This window comes from Parageobacillus thermantarcticus, from assembly GCF_900111865.1.
Lineage (GTDB): Bacteria > Bacillota > Bacilli > Bacillales > Anoxybacillaceae > Parageobacillus > Parageobacillus thermantarcticus.
Genome location: NZ_FOJS01000022.1, coordinates 24,832 through 50,799 on the forward strand (window position 1 = coordinate 24,832; position 25,968 = coordinate 50,799).

Consider the following 25,968-nt stretch of genomic DNA (forward strand, 5'->3'; position numbering starts at 1 on the left):
AAACAAAAAGGAAAGAATAAGATAAAAGAAAATTTGGTTTAGCGCAAAATTATAATCTTAATACAATTTATTAGACAGGAGGAAACTATTATGCCTTCAGTAAAATTGCAGCGTCTATCCGAAGCCGAAGAAGGGGAGCATTTCCGTATTGAAAAACTTGACATAAAAGATGGAACGATGAAACGAAGATTGCTTGACTTAGGGTTTGTTCCCGGGTGCGAAATCATCGTTCTCCAAAAAAGCCCGTTGGGAGACCCGACCGCCTATCGTGTCAGCAATACAACGATTGCGTTGCGGAAGGAAGAAAGCGACCATATTTACGGGGAGAGAATATGCGATGACAACAAATGAATATACCGTTGCCCTCGCCGGAAATCCAAACACGGGAAAAAGCACATTGTTTAACGTTTTGACCGGATTGAGCCAGCACACCGGAAATTGGCCGGGAAAAACGGTCGTTTACGCGGAAGGGTTTTTTACGTACAATCACAACCGCTATAAAATGGTTGATTTACCTGGAACTTACTCTCTTTATTCAAATTCAGCTGATGAAGAAGTGGCGCGGAATTTTATCATTTTTGGAAAGCCGGATGTAACAATCGTTGTTCTTGACGCCACAGCGTTAGAGCGCAACCTGAACCTCGCCTTGCAAGTGTTGGAAATGACAAGCAGCGTCATCGTCTGCCTAAACTTAATGGATGAAGCGAAAAAGAAAGGGATCCGCATCGATGCCGGGAAACTAGCTGAAAAATTAGGAGTGCCGGTCGTACCGATTTCCGCGCGCAACAAAGAAGGAATCGACGCGTTATTAAAAACGATCGATGCGATGGTGTGCGGAAAAATTAAAACAAAACCGATCGTCGTTCGGTACAGTCCAGAAATCGAACAATGCATGGAAAAGCTGATTCCGCGCGTGAAAGAGGTTATTGGCGATGCATACCCTGCCCGCTGGGTCGCGCTTCGCTTGCTCGATGGGGATATGTCTTTGCTTCATGCTTTTTATAAACTATTTCCATCGAAAAAGGAGGCAACTGTATATGCATGCGACGGTTCCGCAAAATCGATTTAAAGAGCTGTTGAACGAAGCGCAAGCGCTAGCGCCTGCCGATACGCGTGAACAAATCGTATCAGCCATTTTTCGCGCCTCCCAAGCGATTTGCGACGAAACCGTCACCTATGAAACGCAAGCGAAACAATACGAAATGGAAAAGCTAGACCGCATTTTCACTTCGAAATTATGGGGATTTCCGATCATGCTTGCGATGCTCGCAGTCGTTATTTATATCACGATCGCCGGAGCAAATATTCCATCCAACATGTTGGCAAGTTTTTTCACTTGGCTTGAAGGTTATTTGACACTTTTCTTTCAAACGCTCCATGCCCCTGATTGGCTGCATGGATTGATCGTACTAGGATTGTATCGGGGGACGACTTGGGTCATCAGCGTGATGCTTCCTCCAATGGCGATTTTCTTTCCAATTTTCGCGCTTCTAGAAAACTATGGATATCTTCCGCGCGTCGCGTTCAATATGGATCGCTTGTTTAAAAAAGCGGGAGCGCACGGAAAACAATCGCTTACGATGGCGATGGGATTCGGATGCAACGCCGCCGCGATTATGTCGACGCGCATCATTGAATCGCCGCGCGAGCGGATGCTGGCCATTTTAACAAACAATTTCGTCCCTTGCAACGGACGGTGGCCGACACTGATCTTATTATCTTCTTTATTTATGGCGGCAAATTATACAGGCGGATGGAAAACGTTTGTCACCGCCAGCGTTGTCGTTGGGATGGTGCTATTTGGCATCGTCGTTACGCTTTCGGTTTCGTGGGTGCTGTCGAAAACGGCGCTGCGCGGCATTCCTACCCATTATACGCTGGAACTGCCTCCGTATCGGCGCCCGAAAATATGGGATACCATTGTGCGCGCCACATTAGACAAATCCGTTTATGTATTAAAACGGGCGGTTGTTGTGGCCGCTCCAGCCGGCGCATTGACATGGGTGCTCGGAAATATTCATATCGGCGACACAACGATTCTCGCTTACTTGGCAAACTGGCTCGATCCTTTTGCCAAAGCGCTTGGGCTGGATGGCTATATTTTAATGGCGTTTATTTTAGGACTGCCTGCCAATGAAATCGTCTTGCCGATTTTATTCATGGGCTATTTATCAACCGGCTCGTTGACGGAGGTCGATGGTCTTCACTCGCTTAAGCAAATTTTCGTCGACCACGGCTGGACGTGGCTAACGGCGCTCAATATGATGCTGTTTTCCTTGCTTCACTACCCATGCGGAACGACGTTGATAAATATTTACAAAGAAACAAAAAGCAGAAAATGGACATTCGTCGCATTCGCCCTGCCCACCGCCGTCGCGATTGCCGTCACGTTTTTGACGACGTATATTGCGCGATGGTTTTCACTTGTTTAGCCGCATCTGGAAGAAGAACAAAATATGGAATTTATGAAACAGTTTTCTTTTCCGAAGACTTAAAGTTTGCTGATCTAGAAGTGGGATTTACACAAAATTAGGAGCTTGGAAGAAACGACAGTTATAGTTTTCTTTCAACTTGTTTAAACAATATCCAAAGAGTGCAAATACTTGAGTCAGCATCCATAGCTTATTAAATTTGTTTAGCCATCTCCCTCCCCCGCCTTTTTGGAACAAAGGACGGGGGATTAAAATCAGTAAAATCGATAGCTGTTTTTTTTCGCTTTCGCTTTATAGAGCGCTTGATCGGCGTGGCGGATCAACGCTTTCGGAGTGGCGCCGTCGGCGGGATAAACCGCGATTCCAATGCTTGTCGTCGCTCGAATGGTAAGATTTTTAATTTGATAAGGTTTTTGAATATTTTTATACAACCTTTTCGCAAACTTATTGACATCTGTTCGCTCTTTGATACCTTTTAACAACACTAAAAACTCATCTCCGCCAATTCGGCAAACAACGTTATTCGCACCAACGTTTTTCCTTATTCTCTCGGCAAACTGTTTTAACAGTTCATCTCCAATCTCATGGCCAAACGTGTCGTTGACGTCTTTAAAGTTATCCATGTCTAAATACATAACGGCTAAGCCGTTTTTCGACCGCTTCGCTTCTTCAATGGATTCACCAACGATATCGAAAAACAATCTTCTATTCGGCAGCTTTGTCAATGGGTCGTGAAACGCCAAAAATTCCAATTGCTTTTCATAATTAATTCTTTCCGTCACATCGCGGAAAATTCCTTGCATCGCCGGTTCTCCAGCAAATTCAACGGCCGATAACGATACTTCCAAATAAACCGTTTTCCCATCGAGACGGACGAATTCCTCTATGAAAGGTTCTTGGGCATCGGAGCTGTTTTGCCATTTTTTCCACGCGATTGGAGTTGCGTCGCGAAAAAACTTCCATATTGCATTTCCGACTATATCTTGTTTCTGTTTGGCGCCAAGCAATTTTACCCCCGCCAAATTCGCGTAAACAATTTTCCCTTCGTTGTTACATACGATAATTGCCTCAGGCAGAAATTCTACTAATTTCCGATAGCGTTCCTCGCTAGCCGCAAGCTGTTGTTTCATTTGTTCTTTCTCCGTAATATCTTTGGCAATGCAAAAAACGCCGGTAACTTGATGATTAACGATAATTGGCACTTTTTTTATTTGCAGATTCACTTTTTTTCCCGTTCGATGGTAAACGGATGCTTCATATTCTTTGGAATAGCCTTCTATTGCCTTCTGCAAATGCGATAATGCCCTTTCCCTGTCTTCGCGTGCGACAAAAACGGTAAATAAACGGCCGATCACTTCGTCTGCAGAGTACCCTAGTATCGTTTCGACTACCGGGTTCACGCGTCGAACCGTTCCGTGCAAGTCCAATTCAAAAATGACATCCGTATTATGTTCAATTAACGACTGAAACCTTTGCTCGTTTATTTTCAGTTCCCATTTCGCTTTTTGCAATTCCTGCTCTTTCTTTTTTTGCTCCGTTACATCCCTCTCGACCGCAACAATGATGCCGCTTGTTTCATCTTCAAAACAAATGGGGATAAGAATCGTCTCCCTAACGAATGAACCGTTAGAAGTGACGAAAGTATCTTCGTAAACTACGGTGCTTTTTGCTTCGATAGCTTGCTGGTATTTCGTTTTCACAACGGCAACTTGTTCTGGAGATAAAACATCCTCGAGCCGTTTTCCATAAACCGTTTCATCGACACCGATTTCATGACGCGCCGCTTGATTCATCCATATATAACGAAATGTGTCCCCGTCCGCTTTTACCACAAAAACCGTATCTTTTATTGCATTCAAAATATCATTTAATATATCTAAGCAGTGAAATAAATCGGCTGATAATAATTTATCGTTATTCACATTGCCCTCCTTATGTCACAAAGACTTATTTGTGCATTGCTGAAAGCACTGCCTCGCTGTCAAATCAATCAAAACGATATCAAATGTCGTGAATCGCCAAAATTTTCTTTTGCACTTCATTGATTTTTAATTTAGAAATGTAAGCAATTTTATGGCTATCAAGAAAATGGGCTAAATAAGTTTCCCCTGCTGGTTCAATTTTTACTATTTTTTTTAGATTGACAATGTATGAACGGTGAGTTTTGAAAAAATAATCATCCAATCTGCTCTCGATTTCGCTTAACGTTTCTGTCGTTTCATACCGCTCGTTCGAAGTATGAATAACCGTTTTTCGGCTTTCTTTTTCTATGAATAAAATATCGTCCAAAGGGAGAAACAGAATAGAACCTTGCGATTTGATGTCAAGTCTTTTGTCCTTCTTTCTGATGGATGAACAGTCTTGCCTGAATAATTCGATTAGCTTGCGGGCTTTTTCTAGGGCGTGGAAAAGACGAACTCGCTCGATCGGTTTGACAATATAATCAGTCGCAGAAATCTCAAAAGCTTCGACGGCAAATTCGTCGTAGCCTGTTATAAAAATAATCTGCAAGGCAGGAACAGCCTGTTTGCATATTTTAACCGCTTCCATCCCGTTTAAGCCAGGCATGTTTATATCCACTAATACAATATCGGGCCTTTCTTCGAGCACAAGCCGGACAAACTCTTCCCCGTTCACCGCTTCCGCGACAATTTTGTATTGCGGCAAAACATGAATAAAGTGGCGCAAAAGGGTTCTCGATGTTACATTGTCATCAGCAATAATAATTTTGAAGGATTCCATTATTGTGTCCCCTTTCTATCCGTCTCTCCCTCGCGTCGCTTTCATGAACCGCAGATCGTGCACAATCTCATTATGAATGCATCCATCTATCCAACAAATTGCAAAAATATTTCCAGCGGAATTAGCGAAAGAGGCTAGCTTCCGAAACTTTTCCTCCACGTTAAGTCTGACCTTCATATAAGTAAACGGTTACAATTCATCTATTTACTTATAAAATCCTACGCAACGTTTAATTTATAAAAAAACTATTTGTTCCTCTTCATTCAAAGCCGCCTTAACATAGCTTCGTGCTTTTTGAAAACTGTATTTGGCTTTGCCAATTTGAATCATCGTACCTTCCTTAGCAAGTCCGATTTGAATTATTTGATCGGACGGGACGACAATATGTGTCGGAACTCCTATTTCTGAGCCTGTTTCTTTAATGGCCGCCCCGTGTTGCGCATAAGCTTCTCCTCCTCGCATTACCCCGTTTATTGTTAAAAAGCCGCCAGCATGAATTTTACAATTATAACATCCTTGTCCTAAAACCGCCACATCGCCGCTGCAATATATCGTGCTGTTTAGTGCATACATTAACTCTACATAGCCATTTCGACCATCCGCGATGCGGTGCTTGGCCATCGCCCCTCTTATATCGGCCAGCAAAATGGCAAGCTGTTCGAACGAATGGCATTCATTTGGAGTATGAGAAAAGAAACAAAGGCGGAAATGTTTGGCGAGATCCCCCAAGCTACTGTCTAATGCACCATCTGCATTTTCACAAACTTCAATATATTGTTTTGCCGTTGTAGCCAACAAACGAAATTTATCGCTTAACAGCAAGTTAATGAAAGGAAACAAGCCATTTTCGGTCGCTTTAAGCCGAGAAGACGCGATCAATCTTTTAATGGAGAGAATGAATTTTTCCATCTGGTCTTCAATGACGCCTAGCAAGCGGATTAACTCGAAAACGAACGCATCGCTTTTTCCAGAAGAAATGGTGCTCCCAATCACATTTTGCCGCACGAAGATTGCCTGTTTTGACATAATATTAGCGCGGTTCACATTTTGAAACACCGTGATATTTCCGTCCGCTTCCACGCTCATTCCATCTTCCACATTGCCTAATATATCGACGTCCCCTTTAAAACGGATATTACCCGAAGCGATATTTACGTCTCCACGATGAGTGAACTTTTCCATAATCGATACTTTCACTAGCATTCCAGTTTGTTCTAAATGTGGACGTCCTCTTTCGATTGCAACAATTTTCGTACCGTCTTCCACTGCCGCAACTCCCTTGCCCAATTGAACCGCCACTGGATACGTCGGCTCAGGTGGAAGCGGCTCGTTTGTTACAGTTACGCCAGGCGTTCCAGAAATTGGCGAATGAACAACAGCAATCACTTGCCCTTTACGGACAGAAGGAATGTTTTGTAATTCGCGAAAATCGACTGTGCCATCTTCACGAAGCCTAGGTCCTTTTTGATGGTTTTCTAAATTTATTTTTAATTCTACCCATCCGTTTTTTCCTTCTCGTGGTTTAACACCTCTGGCGATCACAAAACGGTCGGCTTTTTTCGTTTTGATCGCCTTGGAAATTTCAATGAAATCAAAACCTCGAACAACGTTTAACTCTTTTAATTTTTGCAGTATTTGTTGATATTGCAGATCGTTTCGAACCTCAATTTGCTCTTCCGCGCTTAGTTCAATATGATAATCAGGGGAAACGTCTTTTATCACAAAGCTTTTTTTCATTCCCGGCTCTACGTGCAAAATGGCGTTTAATTTGTTTTCGTCCACCGTTATGCTCCATTTTGTTTCTATTATTTTTTCTTCATCTGTTTTTATTTCGAATTGGTCGGTTTCCGTCACGATAGTTGTCCCTGTCACTAATTGACCGTTTTTGAAAAGCTTAATTCCCTTTCCAACCGTCACCGTCGGATAACGTGAAGGAGATCGTTTACAGAAAATTTTTCCATCCTTTACCCACACTTTTCCTTCTAACTCATCTTGCAAAAAACGTCCGGGATTTTCCTGTTTCTGATGTGCCTCTTCCATATGAACAGCAGGCAAAGCGAAAACAGGATCGTTCATCGTGCCTTCAGCATGACGATGATGATTTTGTCGTTTTTCCACTTTTGTTAATTTTACAATCGCAGGTTTAAATCTAATTCCCAAAATCCCTTTTTTCTCCTTTTGAATAACTTCCACAACCACTTCCTCACGAGTGCTTTTCAACATCGCCAACCCCATATTGATTGCTTCCTCTACATTTCGCCCTTTGGAAATAATCGTTTTTCCCATTTTCGTCTACCTCTTTTGAGAATATGAAATAAATAGTCAACTATCTGACCAGCCTTTTTGATCCAATTAATTTTTGTCCAAATCCTCATGTTTATGCGAACCCCGACTTCAAGTCCAGCAAACTCAGGACTTCGGAAAATAAAACAGCTTTGTGCCATTTCTTTTTACATAAATTTCCGAACTTCATCCAATTTTTCACCTTCACGATAAAATTCGCCAACCAACAGCTGGGTCTGTCTATTTTTTTTGTACATATTTTCTATGAAAATGCGCGCGCTTGGAGCGGCTATTTTCATGCCGGTGGAGAGCAAAGTGCGCTCAGGAACTTTTCTGTAAAACAGTAAGTTTTTAACTACAAACGCCTTTTATAAAAATTTCTCCGGTTTTCCTAAAAGATAGCCTTGCGCCGCCGGCACTCTTAATAGTTTCGCCTGCGCCAAATCTACTTCTGTTTCAATCCCTTCTAATATAAGGACCATTTTTCTTCGACAATAATTTGCCAGCAAAGTGACGATTTGTTGTTTTTCCTCATTGATCGCCAAATCTTTGGCGAAATATCGATCCAACTTAATGTAACTCGGCTGGAACTCAATGATTTTTTGGAGCGTCGAGGCTCCTCTCCCAACATCATCAATGGCGATGTAAAATCCGTAACTTTTTATCATTTGTATTTTCTCTTTTAATTCGGCAACTTCCCAAATTTCATCTTCTTCTTTCGTTTCGTTTAACTCAAAGACAATTTGCCCGCTTGTTTCGGGGAATTTGCTAGTCAACTCGTCCAAAAAGCAGCGAAAGCGACCGTGAAGAATCGTGGAAGGATAAATATTTAGAAATAACAATTTTTTATTTAATTGGGAAAAGGGAAAATGAGATACGGCATTTTTTATGGACGCGGTATCGAATTCGTATAAATACCCTTCTTCCCTTGCTTTCCGAAATAAACTCTCGACATTTTCTATGCTCCCATTCGCTACACGAATTAATGCCTCGTACCCGAGTATATTCCAATTTTCCAAATTCCAAAGGGGTTGATAGACATGCTCTAGTTGTTCTTCTATTCCCCATTCTTTCATGTGAAAATTCATCGTTTTCCCTCAATTCACTGCTTAAGCTTAATAAGTGAAACTAATATAATTTGTTTCGTTTTGTTTGTCTAACAACTTATTTGCATATTAGACAATATTAACTGCTTATCATAGACAAAAAAGGACATTTTAAACAGTTATTTCGACTTTTCGCGACATGAATCTTGAAAAACAGACAAAAAAAGAGAACGATCCTTGCAAACAAAGAATCAATTCTCTTTGTTTTTGTTCTGTGTAAATATTTGTTCTAGCTTTCGAAAAAATAGCCCAACTTCCAATGGCTTTGCCATATACTCCTTGAGCCCCTTTTTCGAAATTTTTAGCATTTCCATTTCCAATGAAGCGATATCGGCACTGAAAACGATCACAGGAATTTGTTTTGTCCGTCCATCTTTCTGCAAACTTTCCAACACCTTATATCCACTGATATCTCGAAGATGTATATCAACGAGAATAAGATCGAATCGCTCGCGAAACGCCATTTTTAACCCGTCTTTTCCGCAGTTGGCAGAAATTAAAGAAAAATTGGGAAATGGTTCCAATATTTTTTCCATTAGCTTTAAATTAGCCTCGCTATTTTCAATATATAAAATTTTCTTTTCTCCCATTTGTAACAATCGCTTTTGATACAAATTCATGCCGCCTGAATAGTCTCCTTTTATCGCAGGAAGGCTGAACCAAAAATCGCTTCCTGCCCCTAATTCACTTTCTACTCCAATGGTTCCTCCCATGAATTGAATAAGTTGCTTCACCAATGCCAATCCCATACCAGTGCCGTCCACTTCCGTTCCTTTTATTCGATAAAATGGCTCAAAAATTTTTTCATGCTCATTTTTCGGAATGCCAACTCCACTATCTTTTATGTGTATACATATGTTGCCCCCTTCGCTTCTGCCCGTAATCATCACCGTGCCATTGTCGCGATTATACTTCACGGCATTATCTAATAAATTCAATAAAATCTGTCTAAATCTTGTCGGATCCGTATATACATAGTATTCGTCCAGCTGCGCTTGATTAACGATTTTTATATTTCTTTTGTCCGCTAACGGCTGGATCAACTTGACGCTCTCGTCAATAACGGAGTCAAGCTTAATCACATCATAAGTGAGTTGTATCTCCCCTGTTTCGATTCTCGCAATGTCCAGCATTTCATTTACTAAATTTAGTAAATGTCGGGCGCCATTTAATATCGCTTGTACAAATTCCTGCTGCTGACTATTTAATGAATCGTCCATTTCTAACAGCTGAGCGAAACCTAAAATGCCATTTAACGGCGTTCTAAGTTCATGGCTCATCCGCGAAATAAGTTCTAACTTTGCCTGATTTGCTTTTTCTAATCGCTCTTTCGCATGAATCACCGCTTTCTCTACTGTTTTTCGTTCCCGAATATCAGCGGTGGAACCAATCATCTTGATCACTCCACCATTTTTTATGGGGCGGAGACCAGTTAACCATTTATCTCCTCCTCATCATATATTTGTTTCCTTCCAAACTTTATATATTCCGTTTTTATTGGCAACTGCTTTATTAGGAAGTCATACACCTCTAAACGAAGCTCAGGGGTGGAAAAATCGGAAGGTATGAGTCAACATTTGTGGAAGAAAGTTTATTATCTTTTCTTTGGGGAGGAGAATCCATGGAGAGAGGCGAGCATATGACGTGAAAAAGGACTCTCTTCCTGTATTGTAAAAAAATCAAAAAAAACATAAAGGAAGCAAGAGAGTCCCTATGCAACAAGATACCATATCATCTTCCGCTTGCCAACATGGAAAATAGCGAACTTTCGTCATACTTCTCTTACTTCTTCCAGATGCGACACATCTCCTTCCAAAAGCAGTTCAAATCTCCCATCGTCCGCTTTAACGATCGTAACGCTTGTTCCGTACATATACGGAGGAGCCCAAAGCTCTTTTAACGGCGTGTTTTTGAAACGAGCGATGACCGCCTTTAACACCACCCCATGCGTCACAATCAAAATATTTCCTTCCGAGTGGCGTTCGACGATTTTCTCAATGGCGGTAAATGCTCGGTTTTGCACATCGATAAACCGCTCGCCGCGCCGTGGCGTGTATAAATGTGGATAATTCCAAAAATGGTCAAAAGCGACAGGATCCATCTCTTTAATTTCCTCATGGGTTTTTCCTTCCCAGTCGCCAAGGTGAATTTCCCGCAGCTGTTCGTCTGTATAAATCGGAACAAGCCGTTTTCCGCGAATCAACTGGGCGGTTTCGAGAGCGCGCCCGCTTGTGCTGGTGTAAATCGCGGTCAAATCAACCGCTTCTAACCGTTTTCCAAGCCGCAGTGCGTCTTGCCGCCCTTTTTCCGTCAGCGGCGAGTCTTGCCATCCTTGCATCCGTTTTTCAACATTCCACTCTGTTTCTCCGTGTCTAGTTAAATATAACATCACCATTCTTCCGTTCCCCCGTCCGTTATTTTCAATCGTTCCACCGCTAGCTTAAGCAGGAAAAAAGCGAGAAATCCGATCCGGCATAAGCGCGAAACCGAAAGTACAGCACCATTTTGGTCCATTCGGTTGTCACTATCATCATCTTTCTTTCCTTTTTCATCCTGCGCTATCCGTTTTTATTTCTCGATGTCTGTAACAAAAAGCGATGTTGCCCAACGGCGCGATGCTGTTCATTCGTCCATCACTTTATACAGGAAAGCGTCCGCTTTGTTCCTGTACTGTCCATTTTTCCGTCTCCAACTCGCTCGCTTTTAATAACAAAAAACGAAAGAAAATCCCTTCTAACACGTTCATTTAGAAGGGACGATCCAATACCGATCAGTTATGCTCTTCCAGCCATTGTTGCAACTTTTCGGCTTCCAGCGACTTGCTAAAGTAATATCCTTGGGCAAAATCACAGTCCATCTGTTGGAGAAGCACCACTTGCTGATGCGTCTCGACACCTTCCGCCAGCACTTGAATATCCAAACTTTTCGCTAAATGAATAATCGTATCGACAATCGTTGCGTCTTTTGAGTTTTCGGCAATTCCTTGAATAAAGCTGCGATCAATTTTTAATAAAGACACCGGCAAATTGCGAATGCACGCTAATGAAGAAAAACCTGTTCCAAAATCATCAATGGCTACTTGCACGCCGATATGCTTTAATTCGGCTAAAATATGTTTGCCCGTTTCAATATTTTCCATCAAGCCGCTTTCCGTCACTTCCAAAATTAAATATTCCGGTACAAATTTTGTATCATGCAAAATATCGGTAATATGTTGAATCAATTCCATGCGATTTAACAAAAACGGCGATAAGTTGACCGCCAACTTTAACTCTGGAAATCGTGACTGCCATTCTTTCACTTGGCGGCACGCATGTTCAAGCACCCATAACGTAATTTCGAAAATAAATCCGCTTTCTTCGGCAAGCGGAATAAAATCAAATGGCGGAATTTCCCCAAGCGACGGGTGACGCCAACGCAACAGTGTTTCCACACCCATCGTCGCACCGCTGCCAAGCTTGATTTTCGGCTGGTAACATAAATAAAATTGCTCACGCAAAATCGCAAACGGCAAATCTTGTTCAATGATCGCTTTCCGATTGTGCGTCGGGCGATAAAACTCATACCCGTTTTTTCCTCTTTTCTTTACATTATATAGGGCTTGATCGGCGTATTTCATTACTTGTTCAATTCGGTCGCTGTCTTTTGGAAAAAACGCAATTCCCATCGATAGCGTGGACTGAATGAGCTGTTTTTCATAATAAAATGGTTTATGAAACGCTTGAACAAGCTCATCGGCGAGTTTCGTCACTTCTTCTTTCGTCATGTCCGGAAGCAAAAGTACAAATTCATCTCCGCCAATGCGCGCAAAAAAATCTTCTTTACGTAGCACGCTTTGTACACGTTTTACCGCTTCCCGCAAAAAATAGTCGCCCGCTTGATGGGAAAAGTGATCATTAATCCATTTAAACTTATCAAAATCTAAATAACATAACGCAAAATCGGTTTGGCTTTCGATCAGCTGTTTTAGGTATCTTTCAAAATAGCTGCGGTTTGCAATGCCTGTCAACGAGTCAAAATAGGCAAGCTGACGCAGCTTTTCTTCGTACTTTTTCCGCTCACTAATGTTTTTCACTGTTACAATCACATAGTCAAGCTCATTTTGCTCATTCACAATCGCTTTTCCTTGCGCTTCCATCCATATCCATTTTCCTTCGTTATCGCGCTTGCGAAACTCAGCGATTTGCGTGTCATATGTACGGTATAGCTCATCAAACTTTCTCCTAATGTTCGGCAAATCATCAGGATGGACAAATTGAAAGATATCTTTATACGAGCGGCTGCGATTCGCTCTGTTCGCTTTTTTGTGAGAAGACGGTGTGTATAATAGCTCCCGTCTATTGGAAAAAATAAGAATATAATCCGTCGAATGTTCAGCGATCAGTTGAAAACGCTGCTTGTATTCTTCCAATGCCTGTTCTAATTTTTTCTCCTTCGTCACGTCCCGGCATACGCATAAAACGGCATCGGCTTCTCCTTGTTCGTTGATAATTGGTGAAAAAACAATCTTCACGAGAACAAGATGACCATCCGCCTTTTTAATCGTCCATTCCACATGTGCGGGTTTCCCGTTTCTGACCGAATGCAATAACGGCTCCATTGCGTTTTTTTCCATCCCGACAATTGCGCCAAAATGAGCGCGTTGCGTCGCGTCACAGCCATTTTTACCTAGCAACGCTTGAAACGCGGGATTGATGTAAATGACATTCCCTTCTTTGCTTAAAACCGCGACTGCATCAGTAAAATGATGAAAAAAAGCAGCATACTTACTTGTCATGAAACAATTACCTCTCAATGATAATTTTTAAGCAAAGCTGCCTCATATACTTTCATTTTTACGAAAAACATATATAAAAATCAACAAATTTCGTGAAATTTCTAGAAAAAAGAAACAATGCCGTTTTCTCATACTGCTTCGTCGAACGATCCGCTGATCGCAATGTCGTCCCCCGCTTTGCGCGCGCGCCACACCACTTTTTCATCTTCTTCGCTCCGCTGCTTCAGCTATGTTTAGTACATGACTTGAAACGCCTCCATCGCCCGTTAAAAAAGTTGCTGTTTATAAAAAACCATGCTAGATTTAAAGTACGAGTGTTTGAAGAGAAAGGATGACAATCAATGAAACGAACGACCATCATGGCAGCGTGCCTGCTTTCTTTTAGCGTCATCATGAGCGCTTGTTCGAATGACGAAGCGAACAAAGCAAAGCAGGACCATTCTACGACATATACGACCAATTCTGGAGACATCCGCGAAACGACAAAATCGATCGACCATCTTCCTAAATTTTTAAACAACTTTGAAGAAGATATGGCCGTTTTGTACCAGCAAGCCGCCAAGCATAAAGACTTGCTCGAATATATTCCTTGCTACTGCGGCTGCGGCGAATCGGCCAATCACCAAAATAACTACGATTGTTTCGTGCACGAGACGAGAAAAGACGGCTCTATCGTTTGGGACGACCACGCGACAAAATGCGGCGTCTGCCTTGAAATCGCGGCAGAATCCATCGCTTCGTATGAACAAGGAAAATCGGTAAAAGAAATTCGCCAAATGATTGACGAAAAATATAAAGAAGGCTACGCGAAGCCGACGCCAACAAAACCGCTATAATAAAAGGCGATCACCTGTTTTGGTGACCGCCTTTTTATCGTTTGCTTAGCGCACTATATAAATCATACAGCGTTTCGATGTTTTTGTTTTTTAATTCTTGCAACAGCCGCGCCCATAGCTCCGCCATCGCCTGCACATCGCCATCTGCCGTATGCCGTCTTTCGCAAGAAATCCGATAATGCTGCAACGCCTCATCGAGCGTAGGAAACGATCGGCGCTGCACCATTTCTGCAATGGGCTGCATATCGAAAAAACGCGCTGTCCATTTTGTTCGATAATGCGTCCAAAGGAAATGATTCAAAAACGATAAATCATGGCCGATATGGTATCCGATCATTACCCCGCCGCTGATGAAAGATAAAAACGAACGCATCGCCTCATGCAGCCGCGGAGCATGCTGCACATCTTTCGCTCGAATTCCAGTCAATGCGGAAATGTGCGGCGGAATCGCTTTTTCCGGGCAAACAAGCGTGTAATACGTCTCTTCCACCGCTCCGCGCACCGTTTTTGCCGCGGCCATCGCCAAAATTTCATCACCACGCTGCGGCGAAAACCCGGTTGTTTCCATGTCGATGATCATAAACGTGACTTCATCAAGGGGCATGTTCATATCGATTTGCTTTTTTTGCTGCTCTTTCCGCAACGCGCGGAGCCACATCTCCTGCTGGAATGAATGTTCCCCGTCAGCAAACGCTGACGGGACGTTGCCGTGCGGTATTCCGAGCGACAAAAAGCGAAGCGCCCGCTGCCAAAAACGATGCTGTCCTTCCATTTTACTTACCACCTGCCTGCCGCGCAACAAACTGCTGCAGCCTTTTTGCTGTCCTCATCGCTTTTTTCAGCCATTTTTGTTCATTTGCTTCAAGCGCGCGCCATAACACATAGTCGCGGTCGGCTCCAGCTTCTGTTGCGTACTTTAGCCGAACGTAGTAATAAACCGACAGCGCATCCTTTGCTTCCTTCGCTAGCGGAAAAGGCAGCAGCGCCTGATTCGTAATCTCACGCCATCGTTCTAACGTCGTTGCTGCGGAAATATTGGCAAAGCACGATAGCCATTTTAACGAGTTGACGATTTGTACGTAACCGCTATGTTTCATATGAATCGATCCGCTATACGTCCCCCACCGTTCTGTCTGCACGTTATTGAACCAACCTAACGGCACGGCAGGAAACATAACATGCTCCCCCATTTGCCGAAGCAGCTGCGGCTCACGGTGGATCCAGTCAAACAGCGCTTTTCTGCTGTCAATAACAAGCTGGCTGTCTCCATAAATCGGCCGCATATCGATCGCGATGAATAAAAAACGAATATCATTGGGGAGACGGTCGCGGATATACGCTTTGCTTTGATTTTCCCAATCATGAAGCGATTGCCCCCACCGTTTATTCGTCGCCATCACGTAGCCTGGACAATACGGATAGCCGATTTCATATAAATAATTCGTTCCGATTGCCGCCACATGTCGGACAAATTCATAACATTCTGTTTCTGCATGCTCGCCGCATTCGAACAAAATGCCATGATCTTGGTCTGTCCATATGGTCGGTTCCCGTCTCCCCAAGCTTCCCATCACGTACCAACACCATTTTCTCGGGCGAATACCTACCGCCGCGCGCAACGTCTCCTCTTCCGCGAGTTGAAACGCCCGCTTCATGAGAACATCGTGCGCATCGCTGACGATATGGGAAAGCGGTTCAAGCCGTTCCCATTGCAAAGCGAGGCGAAGCCGCCTGGCAAGTTCGTCATGACAAACGCGAAGCTCTCCGACTGTCTTTGCCTGTTCCGCTTGCTTTATTAACTCATATAATGATTCCATCATTTTTCTTCCTTCGAAAACGCGCAGCAAAATGAATGTTATTGCGTAAGCGGCTTCGACTGATAAGCCGGATCAAGCTGCTCCGGATAACCGTACGAACCGTGCTCACTAATATCCAATCCGGAAATTTCTTGTTCTGCTGTCACGCGCAATCCGATCGTTTTCTTTAATGCAAACAATACGACAAACGATACCGCCGCCACATATACCGCTGCTCCGAGCACTCCGACCGTCTGCACGATTAATTGATGAAATCCGCCACCATACAACAATCCCGCTTTGCCGATACCCGTTATTTCCACTAAACGAGGCGAAGCGAAAAATCCGGTTGAAATCGTACCGATAATGCCGGCAATGCCATGCACCGAAAACGCATAAATCGGATCATCAATGCCTTTTCGTTCAAAATAAATCGATGTCCAAAACGTCAACGAGCCGGCCACTGCTCCGATCACGACCGCCGCCCACGGTTCCACGAACGCGCACGCCGCGGTAATCGCCACTAATGCTGCGAGCACACCGTTGACCATCGCCGGAATATCCGCTTTTCCGATCATGATTTTCGCCGTTAAAATTGCAGCAATCGCTCCCGCCGCGGCCGCCAAATTCGTCGTCAACGCGACATGGCCGAAAAACCCGTCGCCTACTGCCATCGTGCTTCCTGCATTAAATCCAAACCAGCCGATCCATAAAATCAAACCGCCGATTACCGTATATACTTGGTTATGCCCCGGAATGACGTTCGGCGTTTTATCTTTATTAAATTTTCCGATCCGAGGTCCAAGCAAAATCGTCGCAATCAGCGCGGCAATCGCTCCTTGCAAATGAACGACCGTAGAGCCGGCAAAATCTTGCATTCCGATTTCGCCAAGCCAGCCGCCGCCCCATACCCAGTGGCCAATCACTGGATAAATCGCAATCGTAAAAATCGTTCCAAATAGAAAATAAACGGATAATTTCGCGCGTTCCGCAAAGCCTCCCCACGCGATTGCCAGCGATACCCCAGCAAAGCCTAACTGAAACAAAAACTTCAATGATAGCGGAACGTTAGCCCATGAAAGCGAAGCAAACGTCTTTTCATCTCCTTGCAAAAACCATCCTTCTGTTCCGATAAACCGGTTTCCCGAACCGAACGTAATCGCGAAGCCAAATGCCCAAAATGCAAGTGATGCAATCGCAAAGCTCAATATTTGTTTTCCTGCGACATGCCCGGAGTTTTTCATTCTCGTCGATCCCGCTTCCAACAAAGCGAATCCAGCCTGCATGCTGATCACTAGTATTGCGCTCACCATTACCCAAAGCGCATCAAGTCCTGCCGCTAACATTTTTCCGTCCATCTTTCTCCTCTCCCTTTCTGTTATATTTTATAACTTTATATGTAAAAATATATTACATTTAAAACAAATTTGCAATATTAATTTTATTATGTTAGCGATTACAAAATATTTTTTGTTATATTTTATAACATGATTGACATCCTTCTTATTGGGTCAAGTCCAAATTATTGTATAAAATTCTATTACTAGTACATGGAATTATGGAAAAATAACACCGCTTTTTACTGTTTTGTTTTTACACAATTTTGCGGACTTGATCTTCTTATTGAATTAAGCTTCAAAAATTATAAAAAAATGGTTGTGCTTTTCCGTGATCTCACAATAATGTGGACTGCCCGTTTTTTAATGAAAAAGCAGAACGCCTTAAACCAAAGCGGTTTAAGGCGTTCTGACCATTTAGGCAACGCGAATCGGCTTGCCAAACGGCACGCGCGGCATATAATCATCTGGAACAAGCCAAAACACTTCATAATCTACTTCCAATTCTTCATAAAAATAGCCTGTGACATCGGTAATGTAAAAAAGCGTATCGATTTTTTGTTCTTTCGCCCATTCCAACACTTCCGTATACGATGATTTTCCGTGTTTAAAATATTTAATCGCCGCCATCCCGATGGGAGACACGTCACGAATTTTAAAATCGGCTTGCACGAGTAGCGTATCCGGTCTTGCTTTTTCAAACAGCTTAACGATGTTTTGAATTAAAATCGGACGCGATGGACGATTGGACGTATCAATCGCCAAAGCGATCGAATGGTCTTTTCGTTCCTTCAATAGCGCAAGCAGCGCCCTCTGCCATTTCACGATCATCATCCCTCCTAATCATGATGTTGTGACATTGTCGGTATTAGTATGGTCAGGGAGGAAGCCGAATACGAACTGCTTTTCTTTCCTCTTTCTCCTACAATTTCGTCAAAATCAAGCCAAATAACGCTGTCGCAATTCCAATGAGCTGGTACGATTTTAGTCTTTCTTTAAATAAGAAGCGACCAAGCACGACAACGACGAGGCAGTTTAAACTAACGATCGGAAACACGATCGAGGCAACACCTTGATTCAACGCATAAAAGTAACAGCTAAACCCGATGACGCTAAATAGCGCCACTGTTGCCCCGATGCGAAATTCCCGCTTTTGCGCTGCTGTTTTCCGGCAGCTCCAAAATAAATACACTCCTCCACCGCCGTACATGGCAGTCAGCAAGTCTAGCGAACCGATGCCGCTGACAGAGCACCACTTCATCAAAATTCCAACCGCTCCAAACGAAACAATCGCCATGCCGATATGGATTAGCCAAGGTATGTATTGATAATTTTCTTTCACTTTCGGAGTATATTGGATGATGGCAGCGGAACATAACATGCACAAAATGCCAATCCAATGCAAAAGCGGGATATGTTCGCCAAATATAATTCCAGCCGCCAGCACAGGAAAAATCGCATTCACCGCAATAAGCGGCGCCGTTAAGCTAGCCGGCCCTTTTTCGAAAGCATCGGACATTTGCATATTTCCCGTTGCGTTGCAAATTCCGATGAGCGCCCCAAGAACAACAGACGCCACGCTAGGATGCAGCGATTTCGTCATCCATCCATACAACATCATAATGGAAAACGCTACGACATAAAAATAAAATTGGATATGTTGCTTCGACAACGAATAGCGCGTGCTCCACTTAAACAGCGTGTTATTGATGCCGAAACAAACGGCAGTTAATACAGCAGCAGCTAACCACACTTTTGTTTCGCTCCCTAGTTGCAATGTACATCTTTTATTATAAATCGGGGAAACGAAATAGCGTCAAGGCTTTTTTCCGCCTTGACGCCTTTGTTTACTCGCTGTTTTGCCGAGAAAGGGGAATATCTTTTCCGCTTACATCATCCATGACCCCATCGACCGTCCCTTCCACATACGCGTCCCTCACTTGTTCGTGCGTTGTCGCCAACGCGGAAGCTAAAAAAGTAGAACGGTCATAATCAGATGGATTATATTGCCTTCCCGCGATATTTAAGTTTTCTTGTTTTTCCATCTTCATGCCTCCTTGTTCTTTTCCGCTCATCATTAATATGAAACAAGCATGGAAAATAAAAAGAGGAAATTTATGGGCATTATATGTATACATCTGTACAAAAGCGGCAAACTAATGGTGAAACATTTCTGCAAGAGAGGATGAAGACAACATGACGAAATCCAAACAAAACAACAGCATCGAACAACAACAGAAAGAAAGCCAGCAAGTAAAAGAGATGGAAAAACAACGAGGATACGGGGATAAAAAACTAGAAGGGCCAAACATTCCCGCCGAATAACCGTTTTTTGAAGGATGACGTTCAACGATGAGACATGTCATCGCCCTTTCCATAAAATTCGTGCTGCTTGCCACTGTCTTTTTTGCGATGATTCCGTTATTTTTGCGCGTCTCTTCCGCGGAACTGCTATGGTTCAGCCTATGGATGACGCTTGTTGCTTATGCGCTTGGAGATTTGTACATTCTTCCGCGCTTTGGCAATATATCAGCAACAATTGCCGATTTCGGCCTCGCGTTTGTCGGTGTTTGGTTTGGAATCGGCATTTTTTACAATACTGGCAGCGCCGCCGTTGTCAGCGCCGCATTTTTTTCCGCGCTGCTTATCGCGCTAGGCGAAATATTGTTTCACGCCTATATGGAACGAAGTGTTCTTCGCCAGCAAAATGAGGGGAAAGAACGTATGATGCGGCAAGAGCTGCAAACAGAAACAGCGGAAGAAATCGATATTCGCAGCGCATCAAACCAAGAAAAAGACAAATGAAAAGCTGACCTCTTATCGTGCGAGGTCAGCTTTTTCGTTCATCCGTCATTTCGTCTCAATGACAGCAATGTTTGTTTCAGCTGTTCTTCCATCGTAACGAGTTCCCGTTCTACTTGTTGCCGTTTGAGACGGCCTTCTTGCTGGATTTTCAGTGTTTCTTCTAATGTAGTGACTAAATTTTCCTGCGTTTTTTTCAATGTTTCAATGTCAATCAGCCCACGTTCGTTTTCTTTCGCGACTTCGATGCTGTTTGTTTTCAGCATTTCCGAATTGCGAAGCAGCAAGTTGTTCGTCGTCTCTGTTACTTGTTTTTGCGCCTCGACCGCTTTTTGCTGGCGGAATAAGGTCAGAGCGATCACCACTTGGTTTTTCCATAGCGGAATCGCCGTTAAAATCGATGATTGAATGCGCTCGACAAGCGTCTGGTTCATATGCTGAATCATGCGGATTTGCGGCGCGGTTTGGATCGTTACTTGCCGGCTTAATTTTAAATCGTGAATCCGCTTTTCAAGCCGGTCGGCGAACTGCAACAAATCGTTGACTTCTTGCATTTCCATTTGGTTTCCCGACCGTTCTGCTTGGGCGCGTTTTTCCGGAATCACTTTCGTCCGCAATTCTTCCAATTTATACTCAGCCGCGGCGATGTAAATGTTCAGCGCGTCAAAGTATTCCTTATTTTTTTCATACAACGTTTCTAACATCATAATGTCGCGAAACAGCGATTGCCGGTGCTTTTCCAGCTGATCGGCGATTTTATCAATTTCCACGCCGATTTTTTGATACTTCGCGACCATGCTATGCAGCGATTTGGATACAGAGCCAAACAGCCGCGCCAACAATCCTTTTTTCACCGGAAGCAAATCATCGGGATTTACTTCTTTAATTTTTGCCATTAAGTCGCTGATCACTTCCCCAACGGGACCCGCATCCTTCGTTTGCACATGATGCAAAATCGCATGGGAAAACTTCGACAACTCTGCCTGCGCGGCAACTCCGTATTGAATGATCGCTTGCTGGTTGCGCGGGTCGATTTGTTTTGCGAGCTGGAGCGCTTTGTCGCGATGTTCCGGCTTTAACGTGTCGATCAGCTTCGTTGGCTGCCGCTGTTCATTCGCGCCGGGTTCGATCTGTTCGTTCGGCAATGAAAACGGGTTTTCCAGCAATGAATCAAGCGAGCTTGTCCATTGTTGATCGCGAAAATCGTTTGTCGCCATATTATCGGACGGTTTCATAATCGTTCTCCTTTCTCCATTCCATCGTTTCCGGCAGCTTTTGCTGCTCCAGCGACTGTTCGAGCAATTTCGCTTCCACTTTTAAATCAAACACATCGTTCGAAAGTATCTCCAATAGACGCTGCTCCGCAGAAGCGGCCAGTTCATCGAGAAGCCGTTCCGTTTTCCACAACATCTCTTTCATCTCTTGATTGCGCACGGGCTGGTTGGTTAAATACACGTACTTTTCGATCATCGTCACCGCCGTCGACAATTCGTTTAAGAAAAACGACTGGGCAAGGCGAAACTGATGCGGATGTTGCTCCACCGCGCGAATCATTTTGTCGACAACCGCACATATGCGCGAAATTTTTTGCCACATGACAAGCGAGCGAACGCGAAAACGAGCGATGCGCATTCGCTTCCACTTTTTCCGTGCCTCACCAAGCTGTGCGCGAATATACGCTTTTTCTTCTTTTAAAAGATTTCCGGCAAGCCGACCATCTCTTTTTTTCATGATCATCGATGTGACAACCATCGCACCCATTCCGGAAAAGAAGGAAGAAAAAAAGTGAAAATCAGCGAGAAAAAACGTCGCTACCGCCACTATTACCCCCACATTCCAAGAAACAAACCAGCGCCATAACGTTTTAAGCAACTGTTTCATCGTCCATCCCTTTCCCTGATCTATTTACTTTCATTATAGCATGTCCCCTTGCTTTCATACGTGTCAATTGCTGATTTTGTTTCATTTATCGTATTCATCATCTAATTCGCGTTATTGTTGGCGCTGTTATAGATCCGCCTCTTTTCACGCATAGGACAACGTAACGGACGAATACGATGTAACAAAGCTGCGCAAAGGAGATGAAATGCATGAAACATATCGATTGGCAAATGGCATATTTTGTCGGAGTGACGCTATTGAAAGAATATTGGTGCTATATCGGGCTGCCGCGCGTTTACTATTGGATCGCGAGCGATGGTGAAGATAAAAATAAAGCGGCGTAAAACGAAAAGGAGATCATGTGTCGCGCTTCCCCTTTCCGCGCAGCGCTGGCTGCTTTCCCCGATGCAACAAAAAAAGATCCTTCCTTTCGCGAAGGATCTCATTCTTTTGTCAAATCGACTTCATACACTCTCGCACCGCCAAATAAAATAACTTGTTTTGTTTGTTTCTTGCGCTTTTCCCCATCTTCCACGCTCGTGACCGTATACGTCCCTGGCAAATACGGGCCGACCTTTTTTACAAACGGGTCTTTTGTCGCTTCCCCCTGCACTTTCTTTCCATTGACCAACATTAGATCATCCGCCTCATCAAGGCGGATTTTAAGAAAATACAAAGTCGGCTCAAAGACGTAGCGATTTTCGTATACTTTTATCGTAAAAACAGGCGGTTTCGACGTCAGCCCTTTTATATACACGTGCTTCATTTTCCGCTGTTTGTCAAAATCTCGTTCAAGCGTTTCATACGCCTGCGGATGCTTATCTAAATACGTAAATAACGGCTGAAGCGTCGTTTCATTGACGGGAAACGCTTCACCAGGTATGCGGATGTATGTTTGCAAAGCAGCAACATCTTTCCTTTTTAACGCCTGTTCAAACCGCATCATCGCGATTTCTCTCCCTGCGGTGTTTTTAAGGACGCTATACCCGTTTAAAATCAGCTCTCCGATGATCCATGCCACAATGATGGCGAAACCGATCCGACGCATGAAGCGATAATATTTTTTCCGCCGCTTTTGCGCAACAAGGCGCGCTTGTTTTTTCTGTTCATAGCGCGCCAACATCGCTTTGCCGTTTCCCGCGTTTTTTATTTCTGTACTGTTTGCCCCCTCTACATTTTCGTTCGTAGATACATGATGTTTCACCTAACTTCCCCTCTCCTGCCTTTCATCTAGTTCATCTTTATGCCAGAATCAGGGAATTTATGTGGAGGGAACAACCAATGCACTGTTAGCGTTTTTTATTATAAAACGTGGATAAAACCGCATGCCAATGTTTTGCACTCGGCGATGCGGTTCGTTTCCAGCTTTTTTCTTTAACGCAGAACCGACGAAGCGATGGAACAAGTTTTCCATGACGAACGGGAGTAATGGGCATGTTTCCTGCCATCGACCGCTTATAATGGTGCCGCGGTCCGCTTTGCAAACTGTCGAAACATCACCGCATATAAAGCGGCGCTGACGAACGAAAGCATGCTTAACAAGAAAAACGTCCATTCATACCCAAGCCATGTCGTCGCCGTAATCGAAAGCGGAGCGATCGCCCTCCCGATCGTCCAGCGCAAGCTTGCGGCCGCAAAATATTGTCCGCGCATTTCCTCCGGGGCCAGCTTTGCAATAAACGTTTGCTGCAAACCCGCGGTCATCAGTTCCCCAAATGTAAACAATCCCATCACAAAAATAAGTCCCCAAAGCGATGTCATTTGCCCAAACAAGAAAATCGCAATTCCATAAACAACGGACGATCCAACAAACGCCGTCCGCTCATGATAACGTTCCATCCATCTCGTCACCCACAAGGTAAACAACACAACAAGCAAGCCGTTTTCGGAAATAAGAAGGCCAAACGCTTTCTCTCCGCTAAGCGTCAGCGACCAATCGCCAAATGAAAATAGCGTTTGCTTCTCCACAGTATCTTTCGTATATACAGGAATTAGCAAATCCAGCTGCATAAACGTCTGTGCAGCAAGAATTCCCGCGATAATAAACAAGAAAAATATCCGGTCACGTACAATCACGCTGTACTGACGAATTTGCTGCCATAAAAACTCATGCCATTTTCCGCGCACCAACTCTTCCCCTTCACGTGTGGGCGCAGTCTCGCGAAGCCTCCTTGCCAATAGTATAGCGAGAAACAAGCATGAAAACGCTGCGGCTAGCAATAGCCCAAAGCGATACCGTTCATAAAAAATCCCGCCAATCATTGGCCCGACGACCACGGCAATATTAACGGACGTATAAAACGCGGCAAAAACGCTGCTGCGGTGTTCTTCCGGCACTACATCGGCAACCATTGCCTGGCTTGCCGGCCAATAAAACGACCCGCAAATTCCCGCGATCGTAAAACAAAGAAATCCAACATGAGGCGAAATAAACCATGGGGAACTGGCAAGGGCAAAAAAGAAAAACGCCACCCCTTGACCATAAGCGGACAACACCATCATCCGCTTGCGCCCAAACACATCTGCGCAATACCCGCCCATTAAACTAGCAATTACTGAAAAAATTTGCGAAACAATCAATAACAGCCCCGCTTTATCTTTTCCGAACGCTTCCGTAAAATAGATCGCCATAAACGGGAAAAACATCCAAAAAGTGATATTGATTAATGATTCGCCGAATAAACGAACCTTTAAATTCCGATCCCAGTCGCGTATCTTCATATGTATGTCACTCTCTTCCTCCACATCCGAGATGCATTCGATACCATCACTGTATCGCTTTCCAATTATACCATTATCTTTATGTTTATGTCTTTTAGGAAAATACTTTTTAATGAAAATATTATTTAGCGCAATCTGGCAATTAAAAATTGCGCATCGGAGTGATGTAAAAAGAAACTAGCAAAAAGCAGTTTTATTTTCCGGCGGCCCAAGTTTACTAGTGAAAGAATTTTTACATAATAACGAATCGCGACCTAATCAAAAAATGCCGCCACCTTCTAAAAACAACCTTCTAATTAAGCTGTTTTCGCTGATCAGCAAAAGTCGACACGCCAATCGACTCCTTGCTGCCAAGAAAAAGCGCATGAAAAAACCACACCACTAACGCTACTTAGTGGTGTGGTGCAGAAACAATGACGCTTATTTTCTTATAAATTGTTGCGTCCAGATGTACCCGTTTTCTTCAAAACCTACCCCAATATGAGTATAGTTTTTGTTTAAAATATTTGCTCGATGTCCTTCGCTATTCATCCAAGCTGCCACTACTTCTTGCGGCGTCCGTTGGCCTTTTGCAATATTTTCCCCGGCAGCTGTATAAGAAATGCCAAATTTTCGCATCATATCAAATGGCGAGCCGTACGTCGGACTGTTGTGGGAGAAATAACGGTTTACCGCCATGTCTCTTGATTTTTCACGGGCGACTTTGCTTAACGCTGCATCGACCTTCAAAGGCGGCAAGCCATATTTCGCCCGCTCTTTGTTCGTTAAGTCCACGACTTGTTGTTCATAAGCGTTTAATCCTGCTTCATTTTCATTTGCTTTTTTGTTTTCGCTTGGCACAGGCGCCTGTGCCGCCGGCTTGCTTGCAGGAGCTTGCACCTTCGCCGCCGGTTTTTGCGCAGTGGTCATGGCCGGTTTTGGCTGTACCGGTTTTGCCACTTTGAAATTTCCTGTTTTATTTAACTGTAGTTGAGCAATTTTAATTACAATAATTACCATGTAAAAGAGACAAACAGGGTACCCCTTATGCCACGTGGAGCTGTTTTTTCACGGTATCAATGGGAATATTTTGTTTCGCTGCACGGTAAATGAACTCCACGAGGCTATGTCCTTTTCTCTTGCGCAGAAGATCGAGCCCATCAGAAAAATCGCTGTTCGACTCGAACATGCTGTACACGTAAGCAAGCTGCACCAAGATCCAGTAGCGTTTCACCGCCCGACGTCCGCGAACGCGGTATCCATCGAGTTTCAGCTG

25 protein-coding genes and 2 pseudogenes are annotated in these 25,968 nt (G+C 43.7%); 7 read left to right on the top strand and 20 right to left on the bottom strand.

All coding sequences use genetic code 11. The features are described 5' to 3' along the window. Positions 1–90: 90 nt before the first annotated feature. The 3 genes from BM278_RS11300 to BM278_RS11310 are packed head-to-tail and all read left to right on the top strand — an operon-like array spanning position 91 to position 2,432. The gene (locus BM278_RS11300) at positions 91–351 is read left to right on the top strand and encodes a FeoA family protein (RefSeq protein ID WP_090949781.1); all 261 of its coding nucleotides are present in this window, start codon (positions 91–93) and stop codon (positions 349–351) included. Next, the gene (locus BM278_RS11305; protein WP_090949783.1) at positions 338–1,069 is read left to right on the top strand and encodes a FeoB small GTPase domain-containing protein; all 732 of its coding nucleotides are present in this window, start codon (positions 338–340) and stop codon (positions 1,067–1,069) included. The genes BM278_RS11300 and BM278_RS11305 overlap by 14 nt, the downstream gene beginning before the upstream one ends. Continuing rightward, positions 1,038–2,432, top strand: a complete 1,395-nt coding sequence (locus tag BM278_RS11310; protein ID WP_090949784.1) for a nucleoside recognition domain-containing protein — start codon at positions 1,038–1,040, stop codon at positions 2,430–2,432. Before BM278_RS11305 ends, BM278_RS11310 begins: the two co-directional genes overlap by 32 nt. Positions 2,433–2,686: 254 nt before the next feature. On the opposite strand, the gene BM278_RS11315 is transcribed toward BM278_RS11310, so the two are convergent. The 8 genes from BM278_RS11315 to BM278_RS18795 form a co-directional block, all read right to left on the bottom strand. Next, on the bottom strand, positions 2,687–4,354 hold the full coding sequence (locus tag BM278_RS11315; protein WP_090949786.1) for a diguanylate cyclase domain-containing protein: 1,668 nt from the start codon (positions 4,352–4,354) through the stop codon (positions 2,687–2,689). A gap of 79 nt (positions 4,355–4,433) precedes the next feature. Beyond that, on the bottom strand, positions 4,434–5,174 hold the full coding sequence (locus tag BM278_RS11320; RefSeq protein ID WP_090949787.1) for a LytR/AlgR family response regulator transcription factor: 741 nt from the start codon (positions 5,172–5,174) through the stop codon (positions 4,434–4,436). A 234-nt stretch (positions 5,175–5,408) separates the two neighbouring features. Further along, positions 5,409–7,460 carry a FapA family protein gene (locus BM278_RS11325; protein ID WP_090949789.1) on the bottom strand — a complete coding sequence of 684 codons (2,052 nt, stop codon included), beginning with the start codon at positions 7,458–7,460 and terminating at the stop codon, positions 5,409–5,411. Positions 7,461–7,825: 365 nt separating this feature from the next. Then, positions 7,826–8,545, bottom strand: coding sequence for an EAL domain-containing protein (locus BM278_RS11330; protein WP_090949791.1), 720 nt, complete (start codon positions 8,543–8,545; stop codon positions 7,826–7,828). 209 nt (positions 8,546–8,754) lie between these two features. Further along, positions 8,755–9,957, bottom strand: coding sequence for a hybrid sensor histidine kinase/response regulator (locus BM278_RS11335; protein ID WP_090949793.1), 1,203 nt, complete (start codon positions 9,955–9,957; stop codon positions 8,755–8,757). Positions 9,958–10,334: 377 nt separating this feature from the next. Beyond that, complete coding sequence (locus tag BM278_RS11340) at positions 10,335–10,958, bottom strand: histidine phosphatase family protein (RefSeq protein ID WP_090949795.1); 624 nt, start codon at positions 10,956–10,958, stop codon at positions 10,335–10,337. Positions 10,959–11,333: 375 nt separating this feature from the next. Beyond that, positions 11,334–13,340, bottom strand: coding sequence for a sensor domain-containing protein (locus BM278_RS11345; protein WP_090949797.1), 2,007 nt, complete (start codon positions 13,338–13,340; stop codon positions 11,334–11,336). Positions 13,341–13,398: 58 nt separating this feature from the next. Beyond that, positions 13,399–13,545 (bottom strand): hypothetical protein, encoded by a 147-nt coding sequence (locus BM278_RS18795; protein WP_167359629.1) that lies wholly within the window; start codon positions 13,543–13,545, stop codon positions 13,399–13,401. Between the two features lie 136 nt (positions 13,546–13,681). Between BM278_RS18795 and BM278_RS11350 the strand changes: the two genes are divergently transcribed. Then, entirely contained in the window at positions 13,682–14,176 is a 495-nt protein-coding gene (locus tag BM278_RS11350) for a PCYCGC domain-containing protein (RefSeq protein ID WP_090949799.1), read from the top strand. A 34-nt stretch (positions 14,177–14,210) separates the two neighbouring features. Here the strand turns inward: BM278_RS11350 and BM278_RS11355 are convergent, their stop codons facing one another. From BM278_RS11355 to BM278_RS11380, 6 genes are all read right to left on the bottom strand, one after another. After that, positions 14,211–14,948, bottom strand: coding sequence for an exonuclease domain-containing protein (locus BM278_RS11355; protein WP_090949800.1), 738 nt, complete (start codon positions 14,946–14,948; stop codon positions 14,211–14,213). A 1-nt stretch (position 14,949) separates the two neighbouring features. Then, on the bottom strand, positions 14,950–15,993 hold the full coding sequence (locus BM278_RS11360) for a DUF294 nucleotidyltransferase-like domain-containing protein (protein ID WP_090949802.1): 1,044 nt from the start codon (positions 15,991–15,993) through the stop codon (positions 14,950–14,952). Between the two features lie 38 nt (positions 15,994–16,031). Then, on the bottom strand, positions 16,032–17,330 hold the full coding sequence (locus tag BM278_RS11365; protein ID WP_090949803.1) for an ammonium transporter: 1,299 nt from the start codon (positions 17,328–17,330) through the stop codon (positions 16,032–16,034). 396 nt (positions 17,331–17,726) lie between these two features. Then, on the bottom strand, positions 17,727–18,134 hold the full coding sequence (locus BM278_RS11370; RefSeq protein ID WP_090949826.1) for a vWA domain-containing protein: 408 nt from the start codon (positions 18,132–18,134) through the stop codon (positions 17,727–17,729). 97 nt (positions 18,135–18,231) lie between these two features. Next, positions 18,232–19,062, bottom strand: coding sequence for a DMT family transporter (locus tag BM278_RS11375; protein ID WP_090949805.1), 831 nt, complete (start codon positions 19,060–19,062; stop codon positions 18,232–18,234). A 94-nt stretch (positions 19,063–19,156) separates the two neighbouring features. After that, the gene (locus tag BM278_RS11380; RefSeq protein WP_090949807.1) at positions 19,157–19,354 is read right to left on the bottom strand and encodes a YozQ family protein; all 198 of its coding nucleotides are present in this window, start codon (positions 19,352–19,354) and stop codon (positions 19,157–19,159) included. Positions 19,355–19,505: 151 nt separating this feature from the next. On the opposite strand from BM278_RS11380, the gene BM278_RS19490 reads away from it, so the two are divergent. Both BM278_RS19490 and BM278_RS11385 read left to right on the top strand, forming a co-directional pair. Then, complete coding sequence (locus BM278_RS19490) at positions 19,506–19,634, top strand: hypothetical protein (protein WP_279625763.1); 129 nt, start codon at positions 19,506–19,508, stop codon at positions 19,632–19,634. Positions 19,635–19,661: 27 nt separating this feature from the next. Beyond that, positions 19,662–20,114, top strand: a complete 453-nt coding sequence (locus BM278_RS11385) for a YndM family protein (protein WP_090949810.1) — start codon at positions 19,662–19,664, stop codon at positions 20,112–20,114. Between the two features lie 38 nt (positions 20,115–20,152). Here BM278_RS11385 and BM278_RS11390 read toward each other — a convergent pair whose 3' ends face one another. Beyond that, positions 20,153–21,346, bottom strand: coding sequence for a toxic anion resistance protein (locus BM278_RS11390; protein WP_090949813.1), 1,194 nt, complete (start codon positions 21,344–21,346; stop codon positions 20,153–20,155). After that, complete coding sequence (locus BM278_RS11395; RefSeq protein ID WP_090949815.1) at positions 21,330–21,992, bottom strand: 5-bromo-4-chloroindolyl phosphate hydrolysis family protein; 663 nt, start codon at positions 21,990–21,992, stop codon at positions 21,330–21,332. Before BM278_RS11395 ends, BM278_RS11390 begins: the two co-directional genes overlap by 17 nt. 209 nt (positions 21,993–22,201) lie before the next feature. Between BM278_RS11395 and BM278_RS19495 the strand changes: the two genes are divergently transcribed. Further along, complete coding sequence (locus BM278_RS19495) at positions 22,202–22,336, top strand: hypothetical protein (protein ID WP_279625764.1); 135 nt, start codon at positions 22,202–22,204, stop codon at positions 22,334–22,336. Between the two features lie 98 nt (positions 22,337–22,434). Here BM278_RS19495 and BM278_RS11400 read toward each other — a convergent pair whose 3' ends face one another. The 4 genes and pseudogenes from BM278_RS11400 to BM278_RS11420 form a co-directional block, all read right to left on the bottom strand. Beyond that, positions 22,435–23,196, bottom strand: a complete 762-nt coding sequence (locus BM278_RS11400; RefSeq protein ID WP_090949817.1) for a zinc ribbon domain-containing protein — start codon at positions 23,194–23,196, stop codon at positions 22,435–22,437. Between the two features lie 251 nt (positions 23,197–23,447). Further along, positions 23,448–24,713: an MDR family MFS transporter gene (locus tag BM278_RS11410; protein WP_090949818.1), complete on the bottom strand. Its 1,266-nt coding sequence runs from the start codon at positions 24,711–24,713 to the stop codon at positions 23,448–23,450. Between the two features lie 420 nt (positions 24,714–25,133). Then, positions 25,134–25,661 (bottom strand): annotated as a pseudogene (locus BM278_RS11415) (CAP domain-containing protein); the annotation flags it as partial. A 76-nt stretch (positions 25,662–25,737) separates the two neighbouring features. Further along, a pseudogene (locus BM278_RS11420) lies at positions 25,738–25,968 on the bottom strand (IS701 family transposase); the annotation flags it as partial.